At 62.8% G+C, this 18,605-nt stretch carries 19 protein-coding genes; 4 read left to right on the forward strand and 15 right to left on the reverse strand.

Annotated features, from left to right (window positions below; genetic code table 11):
- Positions 1–13: 13 nt before the first annotated feature.
- The 12 genes from AC1VS5_RS05280 to pgi all read right to left on the reverse strand — a co-directional run bounded on the left by AC1VS5_RS05280 (position 14) and on the right by pgi (position 10,964).
- A complete protein-coding gene (locus AC1VS5_RS05280; RefSeq protein WP_019128064.1) occupies positions 14–484 on the reverse strand; it encodes a PTS sugar transporter subunit IIB in 471 nt (156 codons plus the stop codon).
- A gap of 21 nt (positions 485–505) precedes the next feature.
- Positions 506–931, reverse strand: coding sequence for a PTS sugar transporter subunit IIA (locus tag AC1VS5_RS05285; RefSeq protein ID WP_019128063.1), 426 nt, complete (start codon positions 929–931; stop codon positions 506–508).
- On the reverse strand, positions 928–1,779 hold the full coding sequence (locus tag AC1VS5_RS05290; protein WP_481217932.1) for a sugar phosphate isomerase/epimerase family protein: 852 nt from the start codon (positions 1,777–1,779) through the stop codon (positions 928–930). Before AC1VS5_RS05290 ends, AC1VS5_RS05285 begins: the two co-directional genes overlap by 4 nt.
- A 199-nt stretch (positions 1,780–1,978) precedes the next feature.
- Positions 1,979–2,734: a GntR family transcriptional regulator gene (locus AC1VS5_RS05295; protein WP_287747903.1), complete on the reverse strand. Its 756-nt coding sequence runs from the start codon at positions 2,732–2,734 to the stop codon at positions 1,979–1,981.
- On the reverse strand, positions 2,731–3,495 hold the full coding sequence (locus tag AC1VS5_RS05300; RefSeq protein WP_481217933.1) for a GntR family transcriptional regulator: 765 nt from the start codon (positions 3,493–3,495) through the stop codon (positions 2,731–2,733). The genes AC1VS5_RS05295 and AC1VS5_RS05300 overlap by 4 nt, the downstream gene beginning before the upstream one ends.
- A complete protein-coding gene (locus AC1VS5_RS05305) occupies positions 3,488–3,958 on the reverse strand; it encodes a hypothetical protein (RefSeq protein WP_481217934.1) in 471 nt (156 codons plus the stop codon). Before AC1VS5_RS05305 ends, AC1VS5_RS05300 begins: the two co-directional genes overlap by 8 nt.
- Positions 3,959–4,108: 150 nt before the next feature.
- Positions 4,109–4,978, reverse strand: coding sequence for a DMT family transporter (locus tag AC1VS5_RS05310; RefSeq protein WP_418742223.1), 870 nt, complete (start codon positions 4,976–4,978; stop codon positions 4,109–4,111).
- 98 nt (positions 4,979–5,076) lie between these two features.
- Positions 5,077–6,144, reverse strand: coding sequence for an SIS domain-containing protein (locus AC1VS5_RS05315; protein WP_022349152.1), 1,068 nt, complete (start codon positions 6,142–6,144; stop codon positions 5,077–5,079).
- Positions 6,145–6,422: 278 nt separating this feature from the next.
- Positions 6,423–7,160, reverse strand: a complete 738-nt coding sequence (locus tag AC1VS5_RS05320; protein WP_481217935.1) for a GntR family transcriptional regulator — start codon at positions 7,158–7,160, stop codon at positions 6,423–6,425.
- Between the two features lie 172 nt (positions 7,161–7,332).
- On the reverse strand, positions 7,333–8,001 hold the full coding sequence (locus tag AC1VS5_RS05325; RefSeq protein ID WP_481217936.1) for an HAD family hydrolase: 669 nt from the start codon (positions 7,999–8,001) through the stop codon (positions 7,333–7,335).
- Positions 8,002–8,044: 43 nt separating this feature from the next.
- On the reverse strand, positions 8,045–9,031 hold the full coding sequence (locus AC1VS5_RS05330; protein ID WP_204665901.1) for a DMT family transporter: 987 nt from the start codon (positions 9,029–9,031) through the stop codon (positions 8,045–8,047).
- A gap of 238 nt (positions 9,032–9,269) precedes the next feature.
- Positions 9,270–10,964, reverse strand: coding sequence for a glucose-6-phosphate isomerase (gene pgi / locus AC1VS5_RS05335; protein ID WP_276868787.1), 1,695 nt, complete (start codon positions 10,962–10,964; stop codon positions 9,270–9,272).
- Positions 10,965–11,171: 207 nt separating this feature from the next.
- Between pgi and AC1VS5_RS05340 the strand changes: the two genes are divergently transcribed.
- Together AC1VS5_RS05340 and AC1VS5_RS05345 are read left to right on the forward strand one after the other, a co-directional pair.
- A complete protein-coding gene (locus tag AC1VS5_RS05340; protein WP_481217937.1) occupies positions 11,172–12,551 on the forward strand; it encodes a Y-family DNA polymerase in 1,380 nt (459 codons plus the stop codon).
- Positions 12,544–12,900, forward strand: a complete 357-nt coding sequence (locus AC1VS5_RS05345) for a YolD-like family protein (protein WP_481217938.1) — start codon at positions 12,544–12,546, stop codon at positions 12,898–12,900. Before AC1VS5_RS05340 ends, AC1VS5_RS05345 begins: the two co-directional genes overlap by 8 nt.
- A gap of 21 nt (positions 12,901–12,921) precedes the next feature.
- Here AC1VS5_RS05345 and AC1VS5_RS05350 read toward each other — a convergent pair whose 3' ends face one another.
- A complete protein-coding gene (locus tag AC1VS5_RS05350) occupies positions 12,922–13,740 on the reverse strand; it encodes an HAD family hydrolase (protein ID WP_276868782.1) in 819 nt (272 codons plus the stop codon).
- 366 nt (positions 13,741–14,106) lie between these two features.
- Between AC1VS5_RS05350 and AC1VS5_RS05355 the strand changes: the two genes are divergently transcribed.
- On the forward strand, positions 14,107–15,309 hold the full coding sequence (locus AC1VS5_RS05355) for an iron-containing alcohol dehydrogenase (RefSeq protein WP_481217939.1): 1,203 nt from the start codon (positions 14,107–14,109) through the stop codon (positions 15,307–15,309).
- A 306-nt stretch (positions 15,310–15,615) separates the two neighbouring features.
- The gene (locus AC1VS5_RS05360; RefSeq protein ID WP_481217940.1) at positions 15,616–16,872 is read left to right on the forward strand and encodes a glycoside hydrolase family 3 protein; all 1,257 of its coding nucleotides are present in this window, start codon (positions 15,616–15,618) and stop codon (positions 16,870–16,872) included.
- Positions 16,873–16,996: 124 nt separating this feature from the next.
- On the opposite strand, the gene AC1VS5_RS05365 is transcribed toward AC1VS5_RS05360, so the two are convergent.
- Together AC1VS5_RS05365 and AC1VS5_RS05370 are read right to left on the reverse strand one after the other, a co-directional pair.
- Positions 16,997–17,863 carry a deoxyribonuclease IV gene (locus AC1VS5_RS05365; RefSeq protein ID WP_481217941.1) on the reverse strand — a complete coding sequence of 289 codons (867 nt, stop codon included), beginning with the start codon at positions 17,861–17,863 and terminating at the stop codon, positions 16,997–16,999.
- Positions 17,864–17,986: 123 nt separating this feature from the next.
- Positions 17,987–18,605, reverse strand: a 619-nt coding sequence (locus AC1VS5_RS05370) for a 4Fe-4S dicluster domain-containing protein (RefSeq protein ID WP_481217942.1), incomplete at its 5' end; no start/stop codon positions are given.

The following is an 18,605-nucleotide window of genomic DNA, read 5'->3' on the forward strand; positions in this document are numbered from 1 at the left end:
GCACGGTGATGCCCTAGATGAGCTTCAGGGCGTCTACCTTTGGCTCTTCTGCAAGCCCGCGAATTTCGACCTCGACACCGCGGGCACCGAGCTCGCGGAGGATCTCCTCCTCCTCAGGCTCCAGGAACACCTGGCGCGCGATGGTCTTCGTCGTCGAAGACTCCTTGGTGTTGCCAAGGTTGAGGCTCTTAATCTGCGGGCATCCATCGATGAGCTGCTTTGCCTCGGCGATGGTCTGCACGCAGATGATCATCTTGTACTTGTCGGTCACACCGCTGTTGATCGCCTCGATGGCATGCGCCATGTCCTTAATCACGAGCTTGCAGCCGGCGGGCTTGCCGAGCTTGAGCGTGGTCTTCCACACTGGGTCGTTCGCCACATGGTCGCCGACGCAGAAGATGCAATCAGCTCCCAAGGTTCCGACCCATGAGGTTGCAACCTGCCCGTGAAGCAATCGATGGTCGACGCGCGTGAGAAGAATCATCGTTTCCCTCCTTTTCCTTTTCTAAAAATCCTCGTCGTCCGCATTGAGCGCAGCCAGCTCGTCGTTGCAGTACTTCGGCCGAACCTCATCGGTCGACACGGCGGCGCGAATCGCTGCAGCCAGATCGGGCTCGTTGATGGAGAACAAAAGCGAGATCAAAAGCGGCAGGTTCATATTCGTCACGAGATGAATGTTCTCCCGTTGCTGCACGACATTCGTGAACTCGTTGTTCACGCTCCCACCGAAGATGTCGGTGCAGACGAGCACCTCGTCTTCCGCAGGAATCTCGGCAAGCGTGTCGGCGACTGCCTGGGCGATATCGTTCTTCCCATCGACGAACGCGCAGATGACCTTGATGTCGACGCCCGCGCCGCCTCCCAAGAAGGAAAGCGCCTCGGAGATGCCGGCAGCGAAGTGCGCATGCGACGCAATTACCATATGCCTCATTGGTACACCTCCTTCACCATATCGAGGGCCGCACGGTACTGCCGAGCCGACTGCGAGAGTGCAGCAGCTGGATCGGTGTGATAGCGAGCATTGACGATTTCGAATGAGAGCGGGCCCGTGTAGCCGCAACGCGCGAGCGCTGCAAGGTCAGACGGCAAATCACGGGCACCGTCTCCCCAGGCAAGGTGGCTCACCTGCCCGATATCGGAGAAATGCATATGCTTGATGCGCGTGCCGAAACGCTTGAAATAGCCGGGGATCGTATCGCCGGCGCGCCAAGCGGCGCCAAGGTCGAGGCAGACGCCCAAACGGTCATCGGCGACATCATCGAGCAGGCGCTCGAGCTCCTCGGCGGAGCGGACGAGATTCGTCTCATCGCGCTGGAGCGCCTCTATCGTGGGCACGACGCCCTGCTCGGCCGCATAGGAGACGACGTTGCGCAGCATCGCGACGCTACGCTCCCAGGCGTCCTCTCGCGGTTCATCGAGAAATCCCCAGCCGCTCGTAACGACGATCTTTCCCGCCTGCGTATCGCGAGCAACGTCGATGACGTTCTTGAACGAGGCGAAGGTGCGCTCCTGCGCTTCCTCGCCGCGCGCCGCCATGTTCGCGGGCTTGGGGTTCGTCTGCTCAGGGCAGATGCCGATGATCTTCACGCCGTAGCGGTTCGCAAGCTCGGTGAGGACCTGCGGGTCGTCGTGGCGCGCCCAATCGAGCGCGAAGTGCATGGGGCCGCACCACACCTCGGCAGCGGCATATCCGGCATCGCGCGCATCGCGGAAAAAACTCTCAAGGGAGTAGAAGCGGTAATGGCAGTTCATCGCCGCGATCTGCCAGGTTTCTCCCATCGCGTCCCCCTTTCCGTTGCCTCTCCCGTCAACTGCGAATCTATATATGTGGACTGTTTTTCAGACCAATACAGTAATCAGGATAGACACTTGCGACCGCCCCTATCTCCTGATAACTAGAAAACTGGCTAAGTGGTATGAAAAAGTCGATAAGCGGTATATATATCCTCTACCCGTGTACGAGACAAGGCGACCTTCTTCACTGCAGCACGGAATAGCAGGCGTATTTCCCGATCGCCACCGAAGTGACGTACTCGAGAGCACGGTCGTTGGCGTCGTAGCTCACGCAGCGGATTCCGAGCGCGGGATCATCGACGCTCCCCCGCAACAGCTGCGCCTCGCGCGGTTTGAGATTGCAGGCTTCGAGCCATTCCTGTGCACGGACGACCTCGTGACCGCGCAATGCATAGAACTCATACAAACTGAAAAGCGAGACGTCTATGGTCTCGATGCCCGGAAAGAGCTCGCACGGCACGAGAGCGCTCTCGATAGCAAACGGCTCGCCATCCACACGGTTCAAACGTCTCACCTGAAATAGGTTGCTTTCAGGCGATACCTCGAACAGCCGGGCGTAGTGAGCTCCCGCAGGGCGAAGCGACGTCTCGAGCACGCGCACGCTCGGATGATGCTGTAAATCGCTCTGACTGGCACGAAATCCGCGCGGACCACGGGAGGAGCTGTTCGCCTGAAGACCATGCGTGACGAACGTGCCCTTTCCCTGGACGCGGAACAGAAGCCCCTCATCGATGAGGCCGTCGATGGCGTTGCGTATGGTGAGCTTCGTGGTGCCGTATTGCTGGGCGAGATCCGATTCCGAGGGAATCGCCGCCCCCGGTGTAAAGGCACCGCTGTCGATTTGACTGCGGATAGTTCGGCGAATACGCAGGTACAGCGGAAGATGCGCCGGTTCAGCGTCTTCGTTGAGCCATGGTGCGCTGCTGTAGCCCTTCGTCATGCGGGCACCTCCTTCCGTACCCGGCGCTTGCAGTCCATCGTAAACACCGTGTTGTATGACATGCCGAAAAGCTCGGGAACGTAGACGGTCTCACCGTATTCCAAGGGAGCGTACGAGGCGTCAGCACGCACACCGCACTCGAAGAAGACGAGAGCTCCCTCGGAAATGGAAAGAAGCGCCGCCTCCTCTGCGCTAGCACGTCTCACCGAGACGGTGAGACGCGTGTGAACGGTATCCCGTCCATAGCGAATCCCCAGCACATCGGTGAGCGACTCGCGTGCGAAATCGATGCGCTCGATACCGGGGAATGCAGAAGCGGGCACATAGGCCGTCTCCACGCACACCGCCACGTCCTCCACGCCACGCACGCGGCGCAATTCGAACACGTGGTCGCCAGCTGCAAGGTTGAGGCGTCCGGCGATCTCGTCCGGGCAAGCGAAGATACTGCTGCCAATAACACGGGAACGCGGTTCAGCGCCGGTCTTGCGCACGATCTCGCTGAACCCGGAAAGATCATCCAAGTGGTTGGTGGGCCGGGAAGGACACACAAAGCTACCCGCACCGGGTCGGCTCTCCACCACATGCTCGGCGACGAGCTGAGCGAGCGCACTCCTCAGTGTCGTGCGCGACACATCAAGCAGGACGCAGAGCTCGCGCTCCGAAGGAAGGCGATCGCCCTCCACGAGGCCGTGGGCGGAGATATATTCCATGATGCCCTCATACGCCCGATCGAACGGAGAGACCTCAACGCATTTAGCCATGGAGCTCACCCGTTATCATGATATCGAAGGTGCGCTTGAGCTCCTGCGCGCTGTCCACAACGTTACGATAGGCGCGCGACCCCCGCTTAAGCTGCCGTGCCCACAGGCCAATCCGAACAGGTGCAACGGGCTCTGCCATCTCGACGAGCACACCGACGCCGAAAACGCGGTCCCGGCGGCGCGCCGCGTTGGCTCGCGAGACGGCCATGGGATTAGCGAGGATGTCACCGAGCGCACGAAACCCCTCCGGCTCAGGCTGCTGGTCGCCCTCGACCTCAAAGACCTCGCAGGAGCGGATATCGGAGCATCGATAGATGGAGGGCTGCTCCGCGCCCGCGGCGCGCACGCTCCACAGGCCGCGCGCTTCATCGACAAGGACTTCGGGGATACCGAGCACGGGCATGGGCGCGAGTATGGTGCGCGTCGCCTCGAACGTGCCGTTGTCCGTCTGGGGCTCCATCATGCTCGTCTCCGTTCCCTCTTGGCATCTCTTGCTTCAACTATACCTATTCAAGCAATTTGATACCAATTCCAATCCGTAGATGGCAGCGGGTCTCCCCCGAGCGGCAGGATGGGAGGGGCTTCGTTGGCGAATGTCCACGAAACCGTAGCGTTACAGGGCGCGTTTCGAACAGGCGTTCTCGGAGCCGGACTGCAACGCACGTGGGCTCTTTTCGCGCTGCTCGAGCACAAGGTTCACCACGATGCTGCCGATGATGAGCACGGTGCCCACGAGGGCAAAGCGGCCGAAGCTCTCATGGAAGAAGATGAACGCCCAGGTAGGCGCAAAGACGACCTCGAGCATGGTGATGAGGTTCGCCGTGAGCGGCTGGGCGCGCTTGATGCCGCGCGCGAAGCACACGTTCGCAAGCCCTGAGCATACGATTCCGCCTGCCGCCATGAGCGCCCATTCGCGCGGCGCAACGTGAGGAAGCTGCGGTAAGAAGAGCAGGCCGGGGAGGACGGAGATGGCGCAGCTGATCATCGCCGAGGTGACGGGCGACGAGCCCCGTTTGGCATTCAGGAAGAACATGAGCCCAAAGAACGCGCCCGAGATGATGGCGAGCAGGTTCCCCAGCACGTGCTCGAAGGAAAGGCTGTCGAGGAAGAACACGACCATGCCGCTCAGCGCCATCACGATCACGAACACCTTGCGGGCGGGCGGCACGCGGCGCTGCTCGATGGCTTCATAGAGCGCCACGAATGCCATGGAGCTGTACTGCAGCACGATCGCGCTGCCCACGCTCGTAAGCTTATTGGCATAGGTGAAGGTGATGCCCATCAGGTAGGATGCGATGCCGGCTGCCACCACGAGCTTCGAGACGCGAATCGTGGGACGGATGATGATGAAGTAGAACAGCAGGGCGACCACGGAGGACACCGCGCTGATAAGGAAGCCGGGCTGGCTGTTGAGCTTCGTGAAGACACCTGAAAAGCTCCATGCGACAGCTGTGCCCAGCAACCATAGATATCCCGTGTTCATGCGCACCTCGCTCATTCGGCAAAAAGCGGCCGGGAGCCGAGCTCCCGGCCGCCCTTCATCGACCTTGGTCTATGCGTGCCTGGAACCAGGCGCAGCCCTTAGTAGTCGAACTGGTGATAGTAACGACGATACTTGAGGTTGTGCTTGGTGACCGTCTCGTAGTAGCGGGCCAGGCGGTCGGTCACGAGGATCGTGAGAATCCACGGGGAGACGATGACGCGGAAGTCGTCGTCGAGGCCGGGGATGGCGTACTCAGCGGTGTCGATCACCACGATGTCCTCGTCCTTGGTGCGGTCCGCGAAGTTGGTGAGGAAGGCATCGACGCGCTCGTCGAGCTTGCGGCACTCGTCCTCGCCCTTGAACAGGAACACGGGCACGTCCTTCTCGACGAGCTCGAGGGTGCCGTGGAAGAAGTCAGCCGAGGTGATGTAGCGGGTGCGCTTCCACTGCATCTCCTCGAGGATGCACATGGCGAAGAGGATCGTCTCACCCCAGAGCGCGCCGGAGCCCACGAACATGGTGTAGGGAGCGAGGGCGTACTTCTTGGCGAGCTCCTCGGCCTTGGGCTCGAACTTCTTGCGGATGTCGAGCAGGTCCTTCCAGATGTCCTTGGTCTGCTCGATGAACAGGTCGTACTTCGGGAAGCAGCCGCGACGGTAGAGGAGGCGCAGGCCGAAGCAGTCGGCGAGGTAGTAGCCCTTCTCGCAGCCGCCCGAGCCGTGGTCGCTCGCCATCTTGACGCAGCCCTCGGCGCCCACGGCCTGGCCGATGGGGCCCTCGGGGCTCGTCATGGCGATGACGCGGATGCCCATCTCCTTCATCTTCTTCACGGCCTCGAGGACCTCGGGCGTGGTGCCGGACTCGGAGGCGGTGAGGACGACGGACTTCTCGGTCATGCGCTTGTGGCCGGAGACGTTCCACTCGGCGGCGTGGATGAGGTAGACCTCGAGGTCCTTGTCGCCGAACTTGTTCATGAGGTACTCGAGCTGCATGAGCTCATCCCAGGTGCCGCCGACGCCCATGAGGAAGATCGCGTCGTATCCCTCGTCGGCGATCTGGTCGGCCATGGCCGCCATCTTCTTGCCGGTCTCGACGAGCGCCTTGCCGTCCTCGAGATAACCCTCCTGGTCGAAGTTCATGATCTCAACTTTCTCGGTCTCAGCCATGAGCATTCCTTTCTCGTTGTTCGATGCGTCTGGCCCACGCGATGGCAGTTGGCTGTCGTTCGCGTTGCTTAGAAGATAGCAGTATCGTTATAAGACGTTATATCTATTCCGGGTGAACGGTAGGATTCAGTCGGTGAGCGTTATTACGTTATATGACGTTTTATTCTTTACAGTCAAAATGAGTCAAAATGGGACGGGGTTGTTTTGCACCATCAAGGACAAGACCCGAATGCGTGGGCCCGAAATGGTGCAAAACAACCCCGTCCCATTTTGACTCATTACAGACGGAAACTGTAGTGCTTCCCCACCACATGCTGGATGCCTAAAAACATCGGGTTGCCGTATTGGTCGAGATACTCGCCACGCACGGAAAAGAGCGGCTCGTTTTCCGGAACCTGCAGCAGCCCCGCAAGCTCGATGTCCGCGCGCTCCATGCTGAGCACGCAGGAGTCGCTGTTGCGCGGGACAAGCCCGCAGCGCTCCTCGATCAGGCGAAAGATGGAGCAGCCGTCGAGGTCGCTCTCAGGCAGGAACTGATACCGTTCTGGATCAAAGAAATTGTCCTCCACCATGAGAGGCCTGCCGTCTGCCGTGCGCACGCGCTTCACGCGCACCGCCCGGCCATCGCACGCGCCGCCGAAAAAGGCCGCGCCGCCGTCGGGAAGCGGCGCGAGCTCGCGCGTCACCAAAACGGCGCCGGGGACCACGCCGTTGGCCTCGCAGGTAACCGAGAAGCTTTGCACGATGTCATCGTTTTGGAACGACGACGGTCCCTCCTCCGCCTCGTTGACGAACGTGCCCTTGCCCTGCCGCTTGGTAAGCTTCCCCTGCTTCACCAGCTCCTCTACGGCACGGCGCACGGTAATGCGGCTCACGTCGTAGATATCCCCCAAGTCCGCTTCCGAGGGAATCTTCTCACCGGGGCGATAGAGCCCGGAAGCGATATCGTGCACGATATCGTCCATAACTTGCTGATAAAGCGGACTCGATGACCGGGGGTTGAGCTCAGATGGCATAAGACGACGCTTTCTGTGACGAACGGAAGAGACGGCGCACCGAAGCTAAGACATGGAAGCGTTCGCCACACACGTATCATTCGTTATAGGTTGTATTAGTATAACAGCTTATAGATGCGCACAAGAGACGAGGATGCACGACGTGGCTCGCTCCGGCAGGCGACCAGGCCGCCTAGCGGGCGAACGCGCCCAGCAGGTCGGGAATGGCATCGATGATGACATCGGCCTCGTCCTGCGAGAACCCGAAGCGCTCCTCGCGCTTGGCGACAACGGTGAGGCCCGCGCGCTTCCCCGCCTCGATGCCGTACCGGGAGTCCTCAACGCAGCAGCACGCCGAGGCGGGCAGGCCGAGCACATCTAAGGTGTGCAGGTAAATCGCGGGATTAGGCTTGCTCTCGTGGAACTGCTCACCGCTCACGATAGCTTCGAATGCGTCCGCGATGCCGCATTGGCCGAGCACGTCTACGATGTTATCCATAGGAGATGAAGATGCGAGTGCCAGTCGCACCCCGCGGTCGCGCAGGGCCTCGAGCGTCTCGGCCACGCCGGGGTTCAGCATCCCGGCGTAATCGTATACGGTCCCCTCCGTCCAGCGGTTGAAGAGCGCCACCGCATCTTCGGGCGTGAAGGACCCCAAGCCGTTGCGCTCGAACCATCGCGCGAGCGACGTCGTGAACGTCTTTTGCGACGAGCCCACCAAGCCGAAAATCTCGGCCTTCGTGATATCGAGCCCTCGGGCGCCGAACACCTCGATAAGCTCCTCGGCATATGCTGCCTCGGAATCGATCAGCACGCCATCCATATCGAAAATGACTGCAGAAAATGGAAATGCCTCGGTCACGTTGCCCCTCGCCTTCTTTCTCTCCCCTTCGCTATGGCGCTCTTCATCGCTCCCGCCGCTTCCGCACGTGTGCGTAGGGTTTGAGCAGGAACGAAAAATGCGTCTCGGAAAGCACGATCGACGTGAAGATGAGCGCGAAACCGGCCACGAGGCGCATCGTCAGCTGCTCTCCGGCGAAGAGCACCGAGAAGAGGACTCCCGACGGCGATTCGAGCGAAAGCAGCAGCGACCCCGTGGATGAGGGAACGTGCGCAAGGCCCAGATTCTGCATGAGCATGCCGAGGCACGTGCAGCAAAGCGCCAGGAACAGGATGGTGCCCACGAGCTCAGGCGTCCACGAGACAGCCGTGACCGGGGGCTCAGTGGCGAGCGACGCGACAGCATCCATGACGCCTACGGTGAGAAACATCCAGAACGTGATGACGTTCACATCGAGCTCGCGCCCGTACTTCGCCGCCGTCGCGATCTGGAGAGCGAAAAACACTGCGCCGATAAGCGTTAATGCATCGCCTCGCTGCATGGAGAAGCTGTCGAGCGCCACGAGCGCGATGCCCGCCACGCAGAGCGCCGCCGCGCCCACGTTGAAGCGCGTGAGCGGCTCGCGCGCCATAAGATAGCTTACGAAGGGTACGAGGATGCAGTAGGTACCCGTGAGAAAGGCGTTCTTCCCCGCCGTGGTCTCGGCCAGGCCGAACGTCTGGAAGGCGTAGGCGAGCCCCAAGAAGACGCCCATGGCGCAGCCCACGACGATGTTCCGGCGGTTGAAGTGGACGCGAATGCGCTTCATGAAGAGCACGAAGAGAACCGCGGCCGAGATGAGGAACCGGCATGCGAGCAACATAAACGTCGGGATGCTGTCGAGGGTGTCCTTCATGATGAAGAATGAATACCCCCACATGAGGGCCATCACCACGAGCATGAGCTTCCAGAACAGCGGCGAACGGGCACCAGCGCCGCGCAGGAAGCCGGGCGCACGATCCTCGGGCGCTACCGGCGCATCGCCGCCGAGCATCTTCAACCGATCAGACATCTCCCCCGCCCCTCCTCTACAAAACGCCATCCTCGTATAACGTCATTCCGCGTCGAAACGCCACCGTCATAAAAGCAGCCGGGCTGGATTCTATCATGTTCGATAGTCTCCAACCCGGCCGAACGACCCGATGCGAACGATGAATCGTAGACACCCGGTGTCTACGATTCATCCCCTGTCCCCAAACGCGACAGGGCGGCCGCAAGCGATCGCCCCGCGCCTGACCTTGCGAGCAGCGCTACTTGCGATGTGCGCGATAGAACTGGATGAGCGCCTGCGTGGAGGCGTCCTGGGCAGCCAGCGCCTCGTCGTCATGGAATGCAGGCGTAATCTGCTTGGCGAGCTGCTTGCCGAGCTCGACGCCCCACTGATCGTAGGAGTCAATGCCCCAGACCGTGCCCTCGACGAACGTGATGTGCTCGTAGAGCGCGATGAGCTCGCCGAGCGCGAACGGAGTGAGCTCGCTACCGAAGATCGAGGTCGTGGGACGGTTGCCCGTGAAGCAGCGCGCCGGCACGATCTCTTCCGGCGTGCCCTCGGCGCGCACCTCGTCGGCCGTCTTGCCGAAGGCGAGGGCCTTGGTCTGCGCGAGGAAGTTGCCCAAGAAGAGCTCATGAACATCCTGGTCGCCGTCCTTGGCGGGGTGCGCCGTGTTGGCGAAGGCGATGAAATCGGCGGGGATCATCTGCGTTCCCTGATGGATGAGCTGGTAGAACGCATGCTGGCCATTCGTGCCCGGCTCGCCCCAGAAGATCTCGCCCGTCGTGGAGGTTACCGCGGTGCCGTCCCAGCGGACGCCCTTGCCGTTGGACTCCATGGTGAGCTGCTGCAGATACGCCGGGAAGCGGTGCAGGTACTGCGTGTAGGGCAGCACGGCGTGGCTCGCCGCGCCGAAGAAGTTGACGTACCACACGTTCATGAGGCCCATGAGCGCGACGACGTTCTCCTCGAGCGGCGTGGAGCAGAAGTACTCATCGATGGCATGGAAGCCCTCGAGGAACTGCTGGAAGCGCTCGGGACCGAACGCGATGATGAGCGAAAGGCCCACGGCGGAGTCGACCGAATAACGGCCTCCCACCCAGCTCCAGAAGCCGAAGGCGTTCTCGGGGTTAATACCGAACTCGGCCACGAGGTCGAGTGCGGTGGACACGGCCACGAAGTGCTTCTCGATGGCCTCCGCGTCCTGCTCGGCGGAGCCGTCGATGGCGCCGGCGTCCTTGAGCGCGGCGAGCATCCATGCCTTGATCTCGCGAGCGTTGGTGAGCGTCTCGAGCGTCGTGAAGGTCTTGGAAACGATGATCACCAGCGTGGTCTCGGGGTCGAGGCCGCTGAGCTTCTCCGCCGCGTCGTTGGGATCGATGTTCGAGATGTAGCGGCAATCGATGCCGGCGTCGGCATAGGGCTTGAGCGCCTCGTAGACCATGACGGGGCCGAGGTCGGAACCGCCGATGCCCACAGACACAACGTGCTCGATGCGCTTGCCCGAGACGCCCTTCCACGCGCCGGAACGAACCTTCTCGGCAAAGGCGTACATGCGGTCGAGCACCTCGTGCACGTCGGCCACGACATCCTGGCCGTCGACGATGAGCGTGCCCTTCTCGCTCGCGGGACGGCGAAGCGCGGTGTGCAGCACGGCACGGTCCTCGGTTGTGTTGATGTGGACGCCCGAGAACATCTCGTCACGGCGCTCCTCGACGCGCACGGCGCGGCCGAGGTCGGCGAGAAGCTTCACGGTCTCGTCGGTGATGAGGTTCTTCGAGAGGTCGAAGTGGAGGTCACCGGCCTCGAAGGAGAGCTTGTTCACGCGGTCGGGGTCCGCGGCGAACCAATCCTTAAGGCTGATCCCCTCCTCTTCCAAGCGGTCGTGATGCTCCTTGAGCGCCTTCCATTCCGGTGTCTGGACTGCGTCGATCGGCGAGGGGACAGATGCCATAGCTTCCTCCTTGTTTGTGGCCGTAGCGCCCGCATGCGCGGACATTCTCTATTCTAACGCAGCGCGCAGGGGCAGCGAACCGTGCGCTCAACCAGAAGGAGTTTTCTCATCCGCGAAACAGCTGTCCGCTCGATTTGCTATAGTCATGACATCAAGAAATAGAACGTATGTTTGCTATGAGTCAAACGGGACTGCGAGGGAGGCGCCATGGCCGAAGCAAGGGAGCGCGATGATGAGCGCACCTACCTGTGCATCGACCTCAAGACGTTCTACGCCTCGGTCGAATGCATCGACCGAGGGCTCGACCCGTTCCTCACCAAGCTCGTGGTAGCCGACCCCACGCGCGGCGATACGACCATCTGCCTGGCCATATCGCCTGCCATGAAAGCGCTCGGCGTGCGCAACCGCTGCCGCATCTTCGAGATTCCGCGCGGGATCGAATACATCAAGGCCATGCCGCGCATGCGGCGCTATATGGAGGTGTCGGCGCGCATCTATGGCGTCTACCTGCGCTACGTAAGCCCCGACGACATCCATCCCTACTCCATCGACGAATGCTTCATCGATGCGACGCCCTACCTCAAGCTCTACGACATCGACGCGCGCAGCTTTGCCGAGAAGCTCATGTCCGAAGTGCGGCGCGACACGGGCGTCTGCGCTACAGCGGGCATCGGGCCGAACCTCTTCCTCGCCAAGGTGGCGCTCGACATCACCGCCAAGCACGTGGCCGACAACATAGGCGTGCTCGACGAAGAGTCGTTCCGAGCGCAGATCTGGCCGCATCGGCCCATCACCGACATCTGGGGCATCGGCCCCGGCATCGCGGCGAGGCTCGCCAAGTACCACGTCTACGACCTTATGGGGGTCGCCGCGCTCGACGAGCAGATACTCTACCGCGAGTTCGGCGTCAATGCGGAGTACCTCATCGACCATGCCTTCGGCCGCGAGCCCACCACCATCGCAGAGATTCAAGCCTACCGCCCGGCGGCCTCGTCGTACGTGAACGGGCAGGTGCTGCCCTGCAACTATACGTTCGAAGAGGCCCACACCGTGCTCAAGGAGATGATCGATGCCTCGGTGCTCGAGCTCGTTGAACGCGGGCAGGTCACGAACCATATCTCGCTTTCGGTGGGCTATGCCGCAGGCGCGGGCGGCGCGACCACGGGCGACGGGCCGGCAAGCCCCTCGCGCGCCAACCCGGGCGACGTGTTCGTCGGCGAGCACGGCAAGCGCCGGCTGGGGCCGAAGGGCTACGGACACGCCGGCGGATCGCGCAAGCTCGCAGGCTTCACGAATTCATACCGCAAGCTCATGGCTGCCTTCGATGAACTGTGGAGTGAGCGCGTGAGCAAAGACGTTCCCATCAGGCGCATGAGCGTGGGGCTCGGCAACCTCGTTCCCGAGGAGTTCGCAACGATAGACCTCTTCACCGACGTGGCGGCCGATGAGCGCGAGCACGACCTACAGCGAGCCGTGCTCGCGGTGAAGGGTAAGTTCGGCAAGAACGCGCTCCTGCGCGGCATGAGCCTCACCGAGAAGGCCACGGCGCGCGAGCGCAACGAGCAGGTGGGAGGGCACCATGCATGATGGGCAACCGCCGCGCACGACCGCAAACGGGCGCGTCCGGGCCGACCGCGCGGCACAGTTCATGCCGTTTGCCGCGCTCCGCGGCTACTATGAGCTCCTGCACGAGGCCGCCCGGGTGCCCGAGCCCCGGCACGAGCTCACCGAAGAAGAGTCGCACGAGCTCTCGGCCGTCGTCCAGCGCGTGCGCAAGCGGCAGGTGGTGCGTGTGCGCTACTACGACCGCGATGCCTATACGGAGCTCACCGGCTGCGTGTCCCATATCGACCTCGCGGCCCGCAAGCTCTGGGTGGTAAAAACGCGCATTCCGCTCGACGACATCGTTCGTCTCGAAATACTCGAAGAGCCGTAGGACGAGTCGCGGCGCGCGAGCCTACGCGGCGAAGGGCCACTCCCCCGCTGCGAGCGCCTCGATCGCAGCCGCCACGGCATCGTCCTCGCAGCGCCCGATATGCCAGCGAGCAGCCGCGCTTGCCTCGGGTGTCGCGTTCCCCACGGCGACGGGATGCCCCGCGACGCGGAACATGGTCAAATCGTTGCCCGCATCGCCGAACACGACCGCCTCCTCAACAGAGATGCCCACATAATCGCAAAGGAACTGCAGGGCCGTACCCTTATTCCATCCCGCAGGCATGATGTTCAGATACCCCGCCATCGGGACGTCGAAATCGATGCCCTCAATCGAGCGGTTCAAACGCTCGCAGAACTCAACGGTGGCGGGCATGTCACGAGGCGCGAACACGTTGACCTTCAGTGCATCGAAATCCGGAAGGCACCCAAGCGGGCGGCAGGCCTTTGCGTAGCCCGGCATAACGGCGGCAAGGTCGCCAACGTCGCCGCAGCAAAGGTACGGGACCGTGCCATCGAAAGCGACGATTCCCGCTCCGGGCTCTTCGGCAAGAACGTCCACGAGCTGCTCCAGCGCGGCACGCGGCGGGCGCCGCTCGCAAATCTTCTCGCCCTCGTGATAGACCTCAAGGCCGTTCGTCGCAACGCAGGTGAGGCAGCACGAATCGTCGCCCGCAAAAAATGCGGGAATTTGACGGAGCCCGCGTCCGCTTGCAGGGCCAATGACGATCCCCGCCTCCCGCGCCGCATGGAAGGCCGCAACAGTCCGTGCCGAGACGCTCTTGCTTCCCGGGGGCATAATCGTTCCGTCGATATCACTCATGATGAGCCGAATGCGCTCCATAGGTTCCCTCCGTCTGCGCGCCGCGCCATGATATCTATTTCCATTATGACGCAGTCTGCGGCGTCTCGGATGCGAAGGGTGGCACCTTGGCACATCCGTCTCTCGCGCTTTCAACTTGGGGCAAGAATGTGTCGTTAACGCGATGAATATGGGCCGATAACGGTACATTCGTGCCCAAGAATGAACGACGGGAACGGGCTTTCGCAAGCTGTCCCGTTCTTCTGGGTGCGGAAGGGACGGGTGTTCACAGGCGGCCCGTTCTTCTGGGTGCGGCAGGGCCGGCCGTCGTGCTACCCTCAAGGAGGTCGGTGGAGCAAGCATGCCCTGGCCGGTACCAAGTACGAATACCACGAGATGGGAGCCCCCATGAACGACTTCTCCTTTTACTCCCCCACGCGCATCGTCTTCGGCAAGAACGCACTCGAATCCATAGGCTCCGAGCTCGGCCGTATCGGCTGCACCAAGGCACTCATCGTTTACGGCGGAGGCTCCGCCCGCGCTGCCGGCACGCTCGACCGCGTAGAGGCGTCGCTCAACGCAGCCGGCATCGCCCACGTCGAGCTTGGTGGCGTGCGACCCAACCCCGAAATCACGCTCGTTCGCGAGGGCATTGAGCTCGCGCGCTCCGAGAAGATCGACGTGATCGTGCCCGTGGGAGGCGGCTCGGTCATGGACACCGCCAAAGCCATCGCACTCGGAGCGGTCTACGACGGCGACGTGTGGGACTTCTTCGTGCATCGCGCGGCGCCCACCGAGCGCATTCCCGTCGCAGCCGTTCCCACCCTCCCCGCCTCGGGCTCCGAGGCCTCGAATTCCTCGGTGATCAGCAACGATGCCGAGCACCTCAAATGCGGCATCAACACCGACCTCAACCGTCCCGTCGCCGCTTTCATGGACCCTGAGCTCACCTATACGCTGCCGCCCTACCAGACGGCCGCCGGCGCAGTCGACATCATCTCGCATGTCATGGAGCGCTTCTTCTCGGGCGAGCCCGCCGTGCCCGTGACCGACCACATCGCCTGTGGCATCATTCGCTCCGTCATCGAATGCGCCCCGCGCGCCCTGGCGCAGCCGGACGACTACGATGCCCGCGCGAATCTCATGTGGGCGGGCACCCTCGCCCACAACGGCCTTGCCGGATGCGGCGTCAACGTTCCCGGCAGCCGTGACGGAGACTGGACCTGCCATGGGCTCGAGCACGAGCTCTCGGCCCTCGACACGAGCATCACGCACGGCGCGGGCCTTGCGGTGATCTTCCCGGCATGGATGCGCTACGTATGGCGCGAGCATCCCGAGCGCTTCCTCACCTTCGCGCACGAGGTCTTCGATATCGAGGCCGTGGACGGCTCCGACGAGGCGATCGAGGACGCCGTCACCGCAACGATCGATGAGCTCCAGGAGTTCTTCGTCTCGCTTGGCATGCCTCGCACCCTGGGCGCGTTCGAAGTGCATGAAGACGATATCGAGCGCATGATCCCCGGCCTTACGCTGAACCGCGGCGAAGTCTTCGGGAGCTTCAAGCAGCTCACGCTCGACGACGCGCGCGCCATCTATCGCAGCGCGCTGTAGCGCACGCCAGGCGCGCCATCCATCGCGGCCGCGCGGTAGCGCATGCCGGCCCATGCGCCGCACCCATGCCCGGCCCACCCCGCTCTACATGCCGCACCCGACACGCGATACGCGAAGCACGCAAACGGGGCCCGTGTTTTGCCGCTTCCGCGGACCGAAACGGCAAGATCCAGGGTCCCCGTTTCGGGATACGACCAGGGACGCCCTGCGTCGGGACACGAAGCGGGGTACAACCACGCGTTGAAGTGTTGCCGGCGCATGGGCGCTCTGTCACGCTTGTGCTCCTGCATCACGATAGGGGGGCTTATGAGGAGCATCTCGAGACGAGGCGTCTGCGCCGCGCTCAGCCTTGGCGCACTCAGCCTGGCAGGCTGCCAGAACACCGCCAACCAAAACGAGCCTGCGGGCGACGCACCGACGATCAGCGATTCCGCTGGAACGAGCCACGCGGCAGACGAGCCCGTCGAGGAGCCGGAAGGCGCATCGTCTTCGGAGCCCCAGGGCACGGTCGAGCGCCTGCTCGCCACCATGACGCTCGAGCAAAAGGTGGCCCAACTCTTCCTCGTTACGCCCGAGCAGCTCACCGGCGTATCCAAAGCCACCGTCGCGGGCAGCAAGACCGAGCGCGCCCTGCAAGAGATTCCTGTAGGCGGCCTCGTGTATTTCAAGCAAAACATCGTCGAGACGACCCAGACGCTCGACCTCATCTCCGGCACGCGCGAGCTTTGCTGTGCGGCGGGCGCCGGAATCGCCCCGTTCCTCGGCGTCGACGAGGAAGGTGGACCGCTTGTCGCGCGCGTTGCCAACTCCGGCGCCTTCGATGTTGAGCGCTTCCCCAACATGGCCGACGTGGGAGCCAGCGGCGATCCGGTACACGCCGCGCGCGTAGGAACATCGATTGGGTCCTACCTGCACGAGATCGGCTTCAACCTCGATTTTGCCCCGGTAGCGGACGTGCTCACCAACCCGGAGAACACCGCCATCGGCAAGCGATCGTTCGGATCCGACCCGGACTTGGTGGCCCAGATGGTTGGGGCAGAGGTTGCCGCGATGCTCGAAACGGGCACGCTGCCCTGCGTTAAGCACTTTCCCGGACATGGCGATACGGCGGGCGACTCGCATACCGGTGCCGTTTATGCCGAGCGCACGCGCGACGAGATCGAATCATGCGAGTTCGAGCCGTTCCGTGCGGCTATCGATGCCGGCTGCCCCATGGTCATGGTTGGACACATCGAGACGCCCAACTTCGCGGCAGACGGCCTGCCCGCATCGCTTTCGCGCGTCATGATGCACGACGTCCTCCGCGAAGAGCTCGGCTTCGACGGCGTCATCATCTCGGATTCATTCGCCATGGGAGCCATCACCGAGAACTACGAGCCAGCCGATGCCGCAGTCCGTTTCTTCGCTGCAGGCGGCGATGTCCTGCTCATGACCCCCGACCTTCATGCTGCCCATCAAGGCGTGCTCGACGCCATCGCCACGGGCTCGCTCACACAGGAGCGCATCGACGATAGCGTCCGGCGCGTGCTCACGGTGAAACAGAGGGCGGGAATCATCGCCTAGATAAGAACTGATCTGGGTGACCCGGAGCCGAGCCGGGCACCCCGCTGCTCCTGCGACCAGAAGTGCGAGCTCGGCCCGACTTTGTGCAGAGCGCACAAGGAAGGCTATGCCGCGCACTCGCACGTCACGCCGCAAGCTCGCGCAGAAGCCTGATCTCCGCTGCGTAACCGGCGAGTTCGTTCGGCGTCTCGAGAATGAACGGCAAATCACGAAGAGCCGGATGGCGCGTCACGGCGGCGAAAACACCTAAGCCTCCACCAAGCTCCTCGCGCCCGAGGTACCCATCCCCGATGCGCTCATGACGGTCCTTGCGCGCGCCGCAAGGGTTTTTGGAATCATTCACGTGCACAGCGCATAACCGCTCGAGCCCAACGACCTGGTCGAATTCCCTTAGCACTCCATCGAGGTCATGGATGATATCGTAGCCCGCATCGCTCACATGGCACGTATCGAGGCATACCCCCAGGTTTCCGGCAAGCTCCGGGCGGCGCTTCTCAACGAGCGCGATGATGCGGGCGAGGTCCTCGAAGCGCCCGCCCACCTCGGTTCCCTTGCCCGCCATGGTCTCGAGCAGCACGCGCGTGCTCTGCCCCTCGAACATGATGTGGCCGAGTGCCTCGGCTATACGCTCGATGCCCCGCTCCATCCCCTGCCCCACATGCGCGCCAGGGTGAAAATTGTAGAACGTGCCTGGAAGAAGCTCGAGCCGCTCGAGGTCCTCGCGCATACCCTCGAGCGCGAACTCCCGCGCGCGCTCCTTCGCCGAGCATAGGTTGTAGGTATAGGGAGCGTGCGCCACGAGCGGACCGAACGCATGCTCGCGCGCGATGCGCCGAAGTTCCGCGACATCATCGGGATCCGGCACCTTTGCCGTGCCGCCGCGCGGGTTGCGCGTGAAGAACGCAAAGGTATTCGCCCCGATCTGGAGCGCCGTCCTTCCCATGGCCGCGTACCCCCGCGAAATCGACAGATGACATCCGATCGTGAGCATGGAATTCCTCCTCATCGCCTCTCATGATGAGGCATGGTACCCGAATGGGAGAACATTCGAGCGCCTCGCCGCCGGCCGAGCACGTAGCACCGAGACGCTCGTCGCAACCCTCTCCGAGCGCGCTCACCCCTTCCGGCGGGCGATGAGCTTGAGCGCGGCGCCGATCGGGCCCGGAGTGAGCCGGCGCTGCACATCGAGCAGGCGATCAGGAATCTCGATATGCTGCGGGCAATTCGAAAGACACGCCCCGCAGCGCACGCAATTGCTCGCGAGCTTTGGGGAACCCGTACGCACCGCCGATGCCGTGAAGTATTGCGAAACGCCGGTGAACCAGCCATGGACAAACGACGCGTTGTACGCGGCGAAGCACCCGGGAATGTTGATGCCCCGGGGGCAGGGCATGCAGTAGTTACAGCCAGTGCAAGGCACACGGTTCGAGCGCTCAAACACCTGCAGAACGCGCGCCACGGCCTCGTGCTGAGCCGCCGAAAGCGCGCCCGGAAGTGCGGCTGTCGCGATGCGCGCGTTCTCGTCCACCATCTCGGGGGCGGTCATCCCCGAGAGCACCATCGTGACCTCGGGGTGGTCCCACACCCACGAGAGGCCCCAGGCGGCAGGCGTCGTGAGCTCGACCGCACCCGGCCCCTCGCCCACCATGCGGTCGGCAGCCTGATCAAAGATGCGGCGCGCGGAGGCGGGGAGCTTCCCGGCAAGCCGCCCACCGAGAAGCGGCTCCATCACG

It is taken from the genome of Enorma sp., assembly GCF_982429025.1.

Bases quoted from the DNA above. Each gene is read 5' to 3' on its own strand.
- AC1VS5_RS05280 (WP_019128064.1), bottom strand. From the start codon at position 484: ATGATTCTTCTCACGCGCGTCGACCATCGATTGCTTCACGGGCAGGTT.
- AC1VS5_RS05285 (WP_019128063.1), bottom strand. From the start codon at position 931: ATGAGGCATATGGTAATTGCGTCGCATGCGCACTTCGCTGCCGGCATC.
- AC1VS5_RS05290 (WP_481217932.1), bottom strand. From the start codon at position 1,779: ATGGGAGAAACCTGGCAGATCGCGGCGATGAACTGCCATTACCGCTTC.
- AC1VS5_RS05295 (WP_287747903.1), bottom strand. From the start codon at position 2,734: ATGACGAAGGGCTACAGCAGCGCACCATGGCTCAACGAAGACGCTGAA.
- AC1VS5_RS05300 (WP_481217933.1), bottom strand. From the start codon at position 3,495: ATGGCTAAATGCGTTGAGGTCTCTCCGTTCGATCGGGCGTATGAGGGC.
- AC1VS5_RS05305 (WP_481217934.1), bottom strand. From the start codon at position 3,958: ATGATGGAGCCCCAGACGGACAACGGCACGTTCGAGGCGACGCGCACC.
- AC1VS5_RS05310 (WP_418742223.1), bottom strand. From the start codon at position 4,978: ATGAACACGGGATATCTATGGTTGCTGGGCACAGCTGTCGCATGGAGC.
- AC1VS5_RS05315 (WP_022349152.1), bottom strand. From the start codon at position 6,144: ATGGCTGAGACCGAGAAAGTTGAGATCATGAACTTCGACCAGGAGGGT.
- AC1VS5_RS05320 (WP_481217935.1), bottom strand. From the start codon at position 7,160: ATGCCATCTGAGCTCAACCCCCGGTCATCGAGTCCGCTTTATCAGCAA.
- AC1VS5_RS05330 (WP_204665901.1), bottom strand. From the start codon at position 9,031: ATGTCTGATCGGTTGAAGATGCTCGGCGGCGATGCGCCGGTAGCGCCC.
- pgi (WP_276868787.1), bottom strand. From the start codon at position 10,964: ATGGCATCTGTCCCCTCGCCGATCGACGCAGTCCAGACACCGGAATGG.
- AC1VS5_RS05340 (WP_481217937.1), top strand. From the start codon at position 11,172: ATGGCCGAAGCAAGGGAGCGCGATGATGAGCGCACCTACCTGTGCATC.
- AC1VS5_RS05345 (WP_481217938.1), top strand. From the start codon at position 12,544: ATGCATGATGGGCAACCGCCGCGCACGACCGCAAACGGGCGCGTCCGG.
- AC1VS5_RS05350 (WP_276868782.1), bottom strand. From the start codon at position 13,740: ATGGAGCGCATTCGGCTCATCATGAGTGATATCGACGGAACGATTATG.
- AC1VS5_RS05355 (WP_481217939.1), top strand. From the start codon at position 14,107: ATGAACGACTTCTCCTTTTACTCCCCCACGCGCATCGTCTTCGGCAAG.
- AC1VS5_RS05360 (WP_481217940.1), top strand. From the start codon at position 15,616: ATGAGGAGCATCTCGAGACGAGGCGTCTGCGCCGCGCTCAGCCTTGGC.
- AC1VS5_RS05365 (WP_481217941.1), bottom strand. From the start codon at position 17,863: ATGCTCACGATCGGATGTCATCTGTCGATTTCGCGGGGGTACGCGGCC.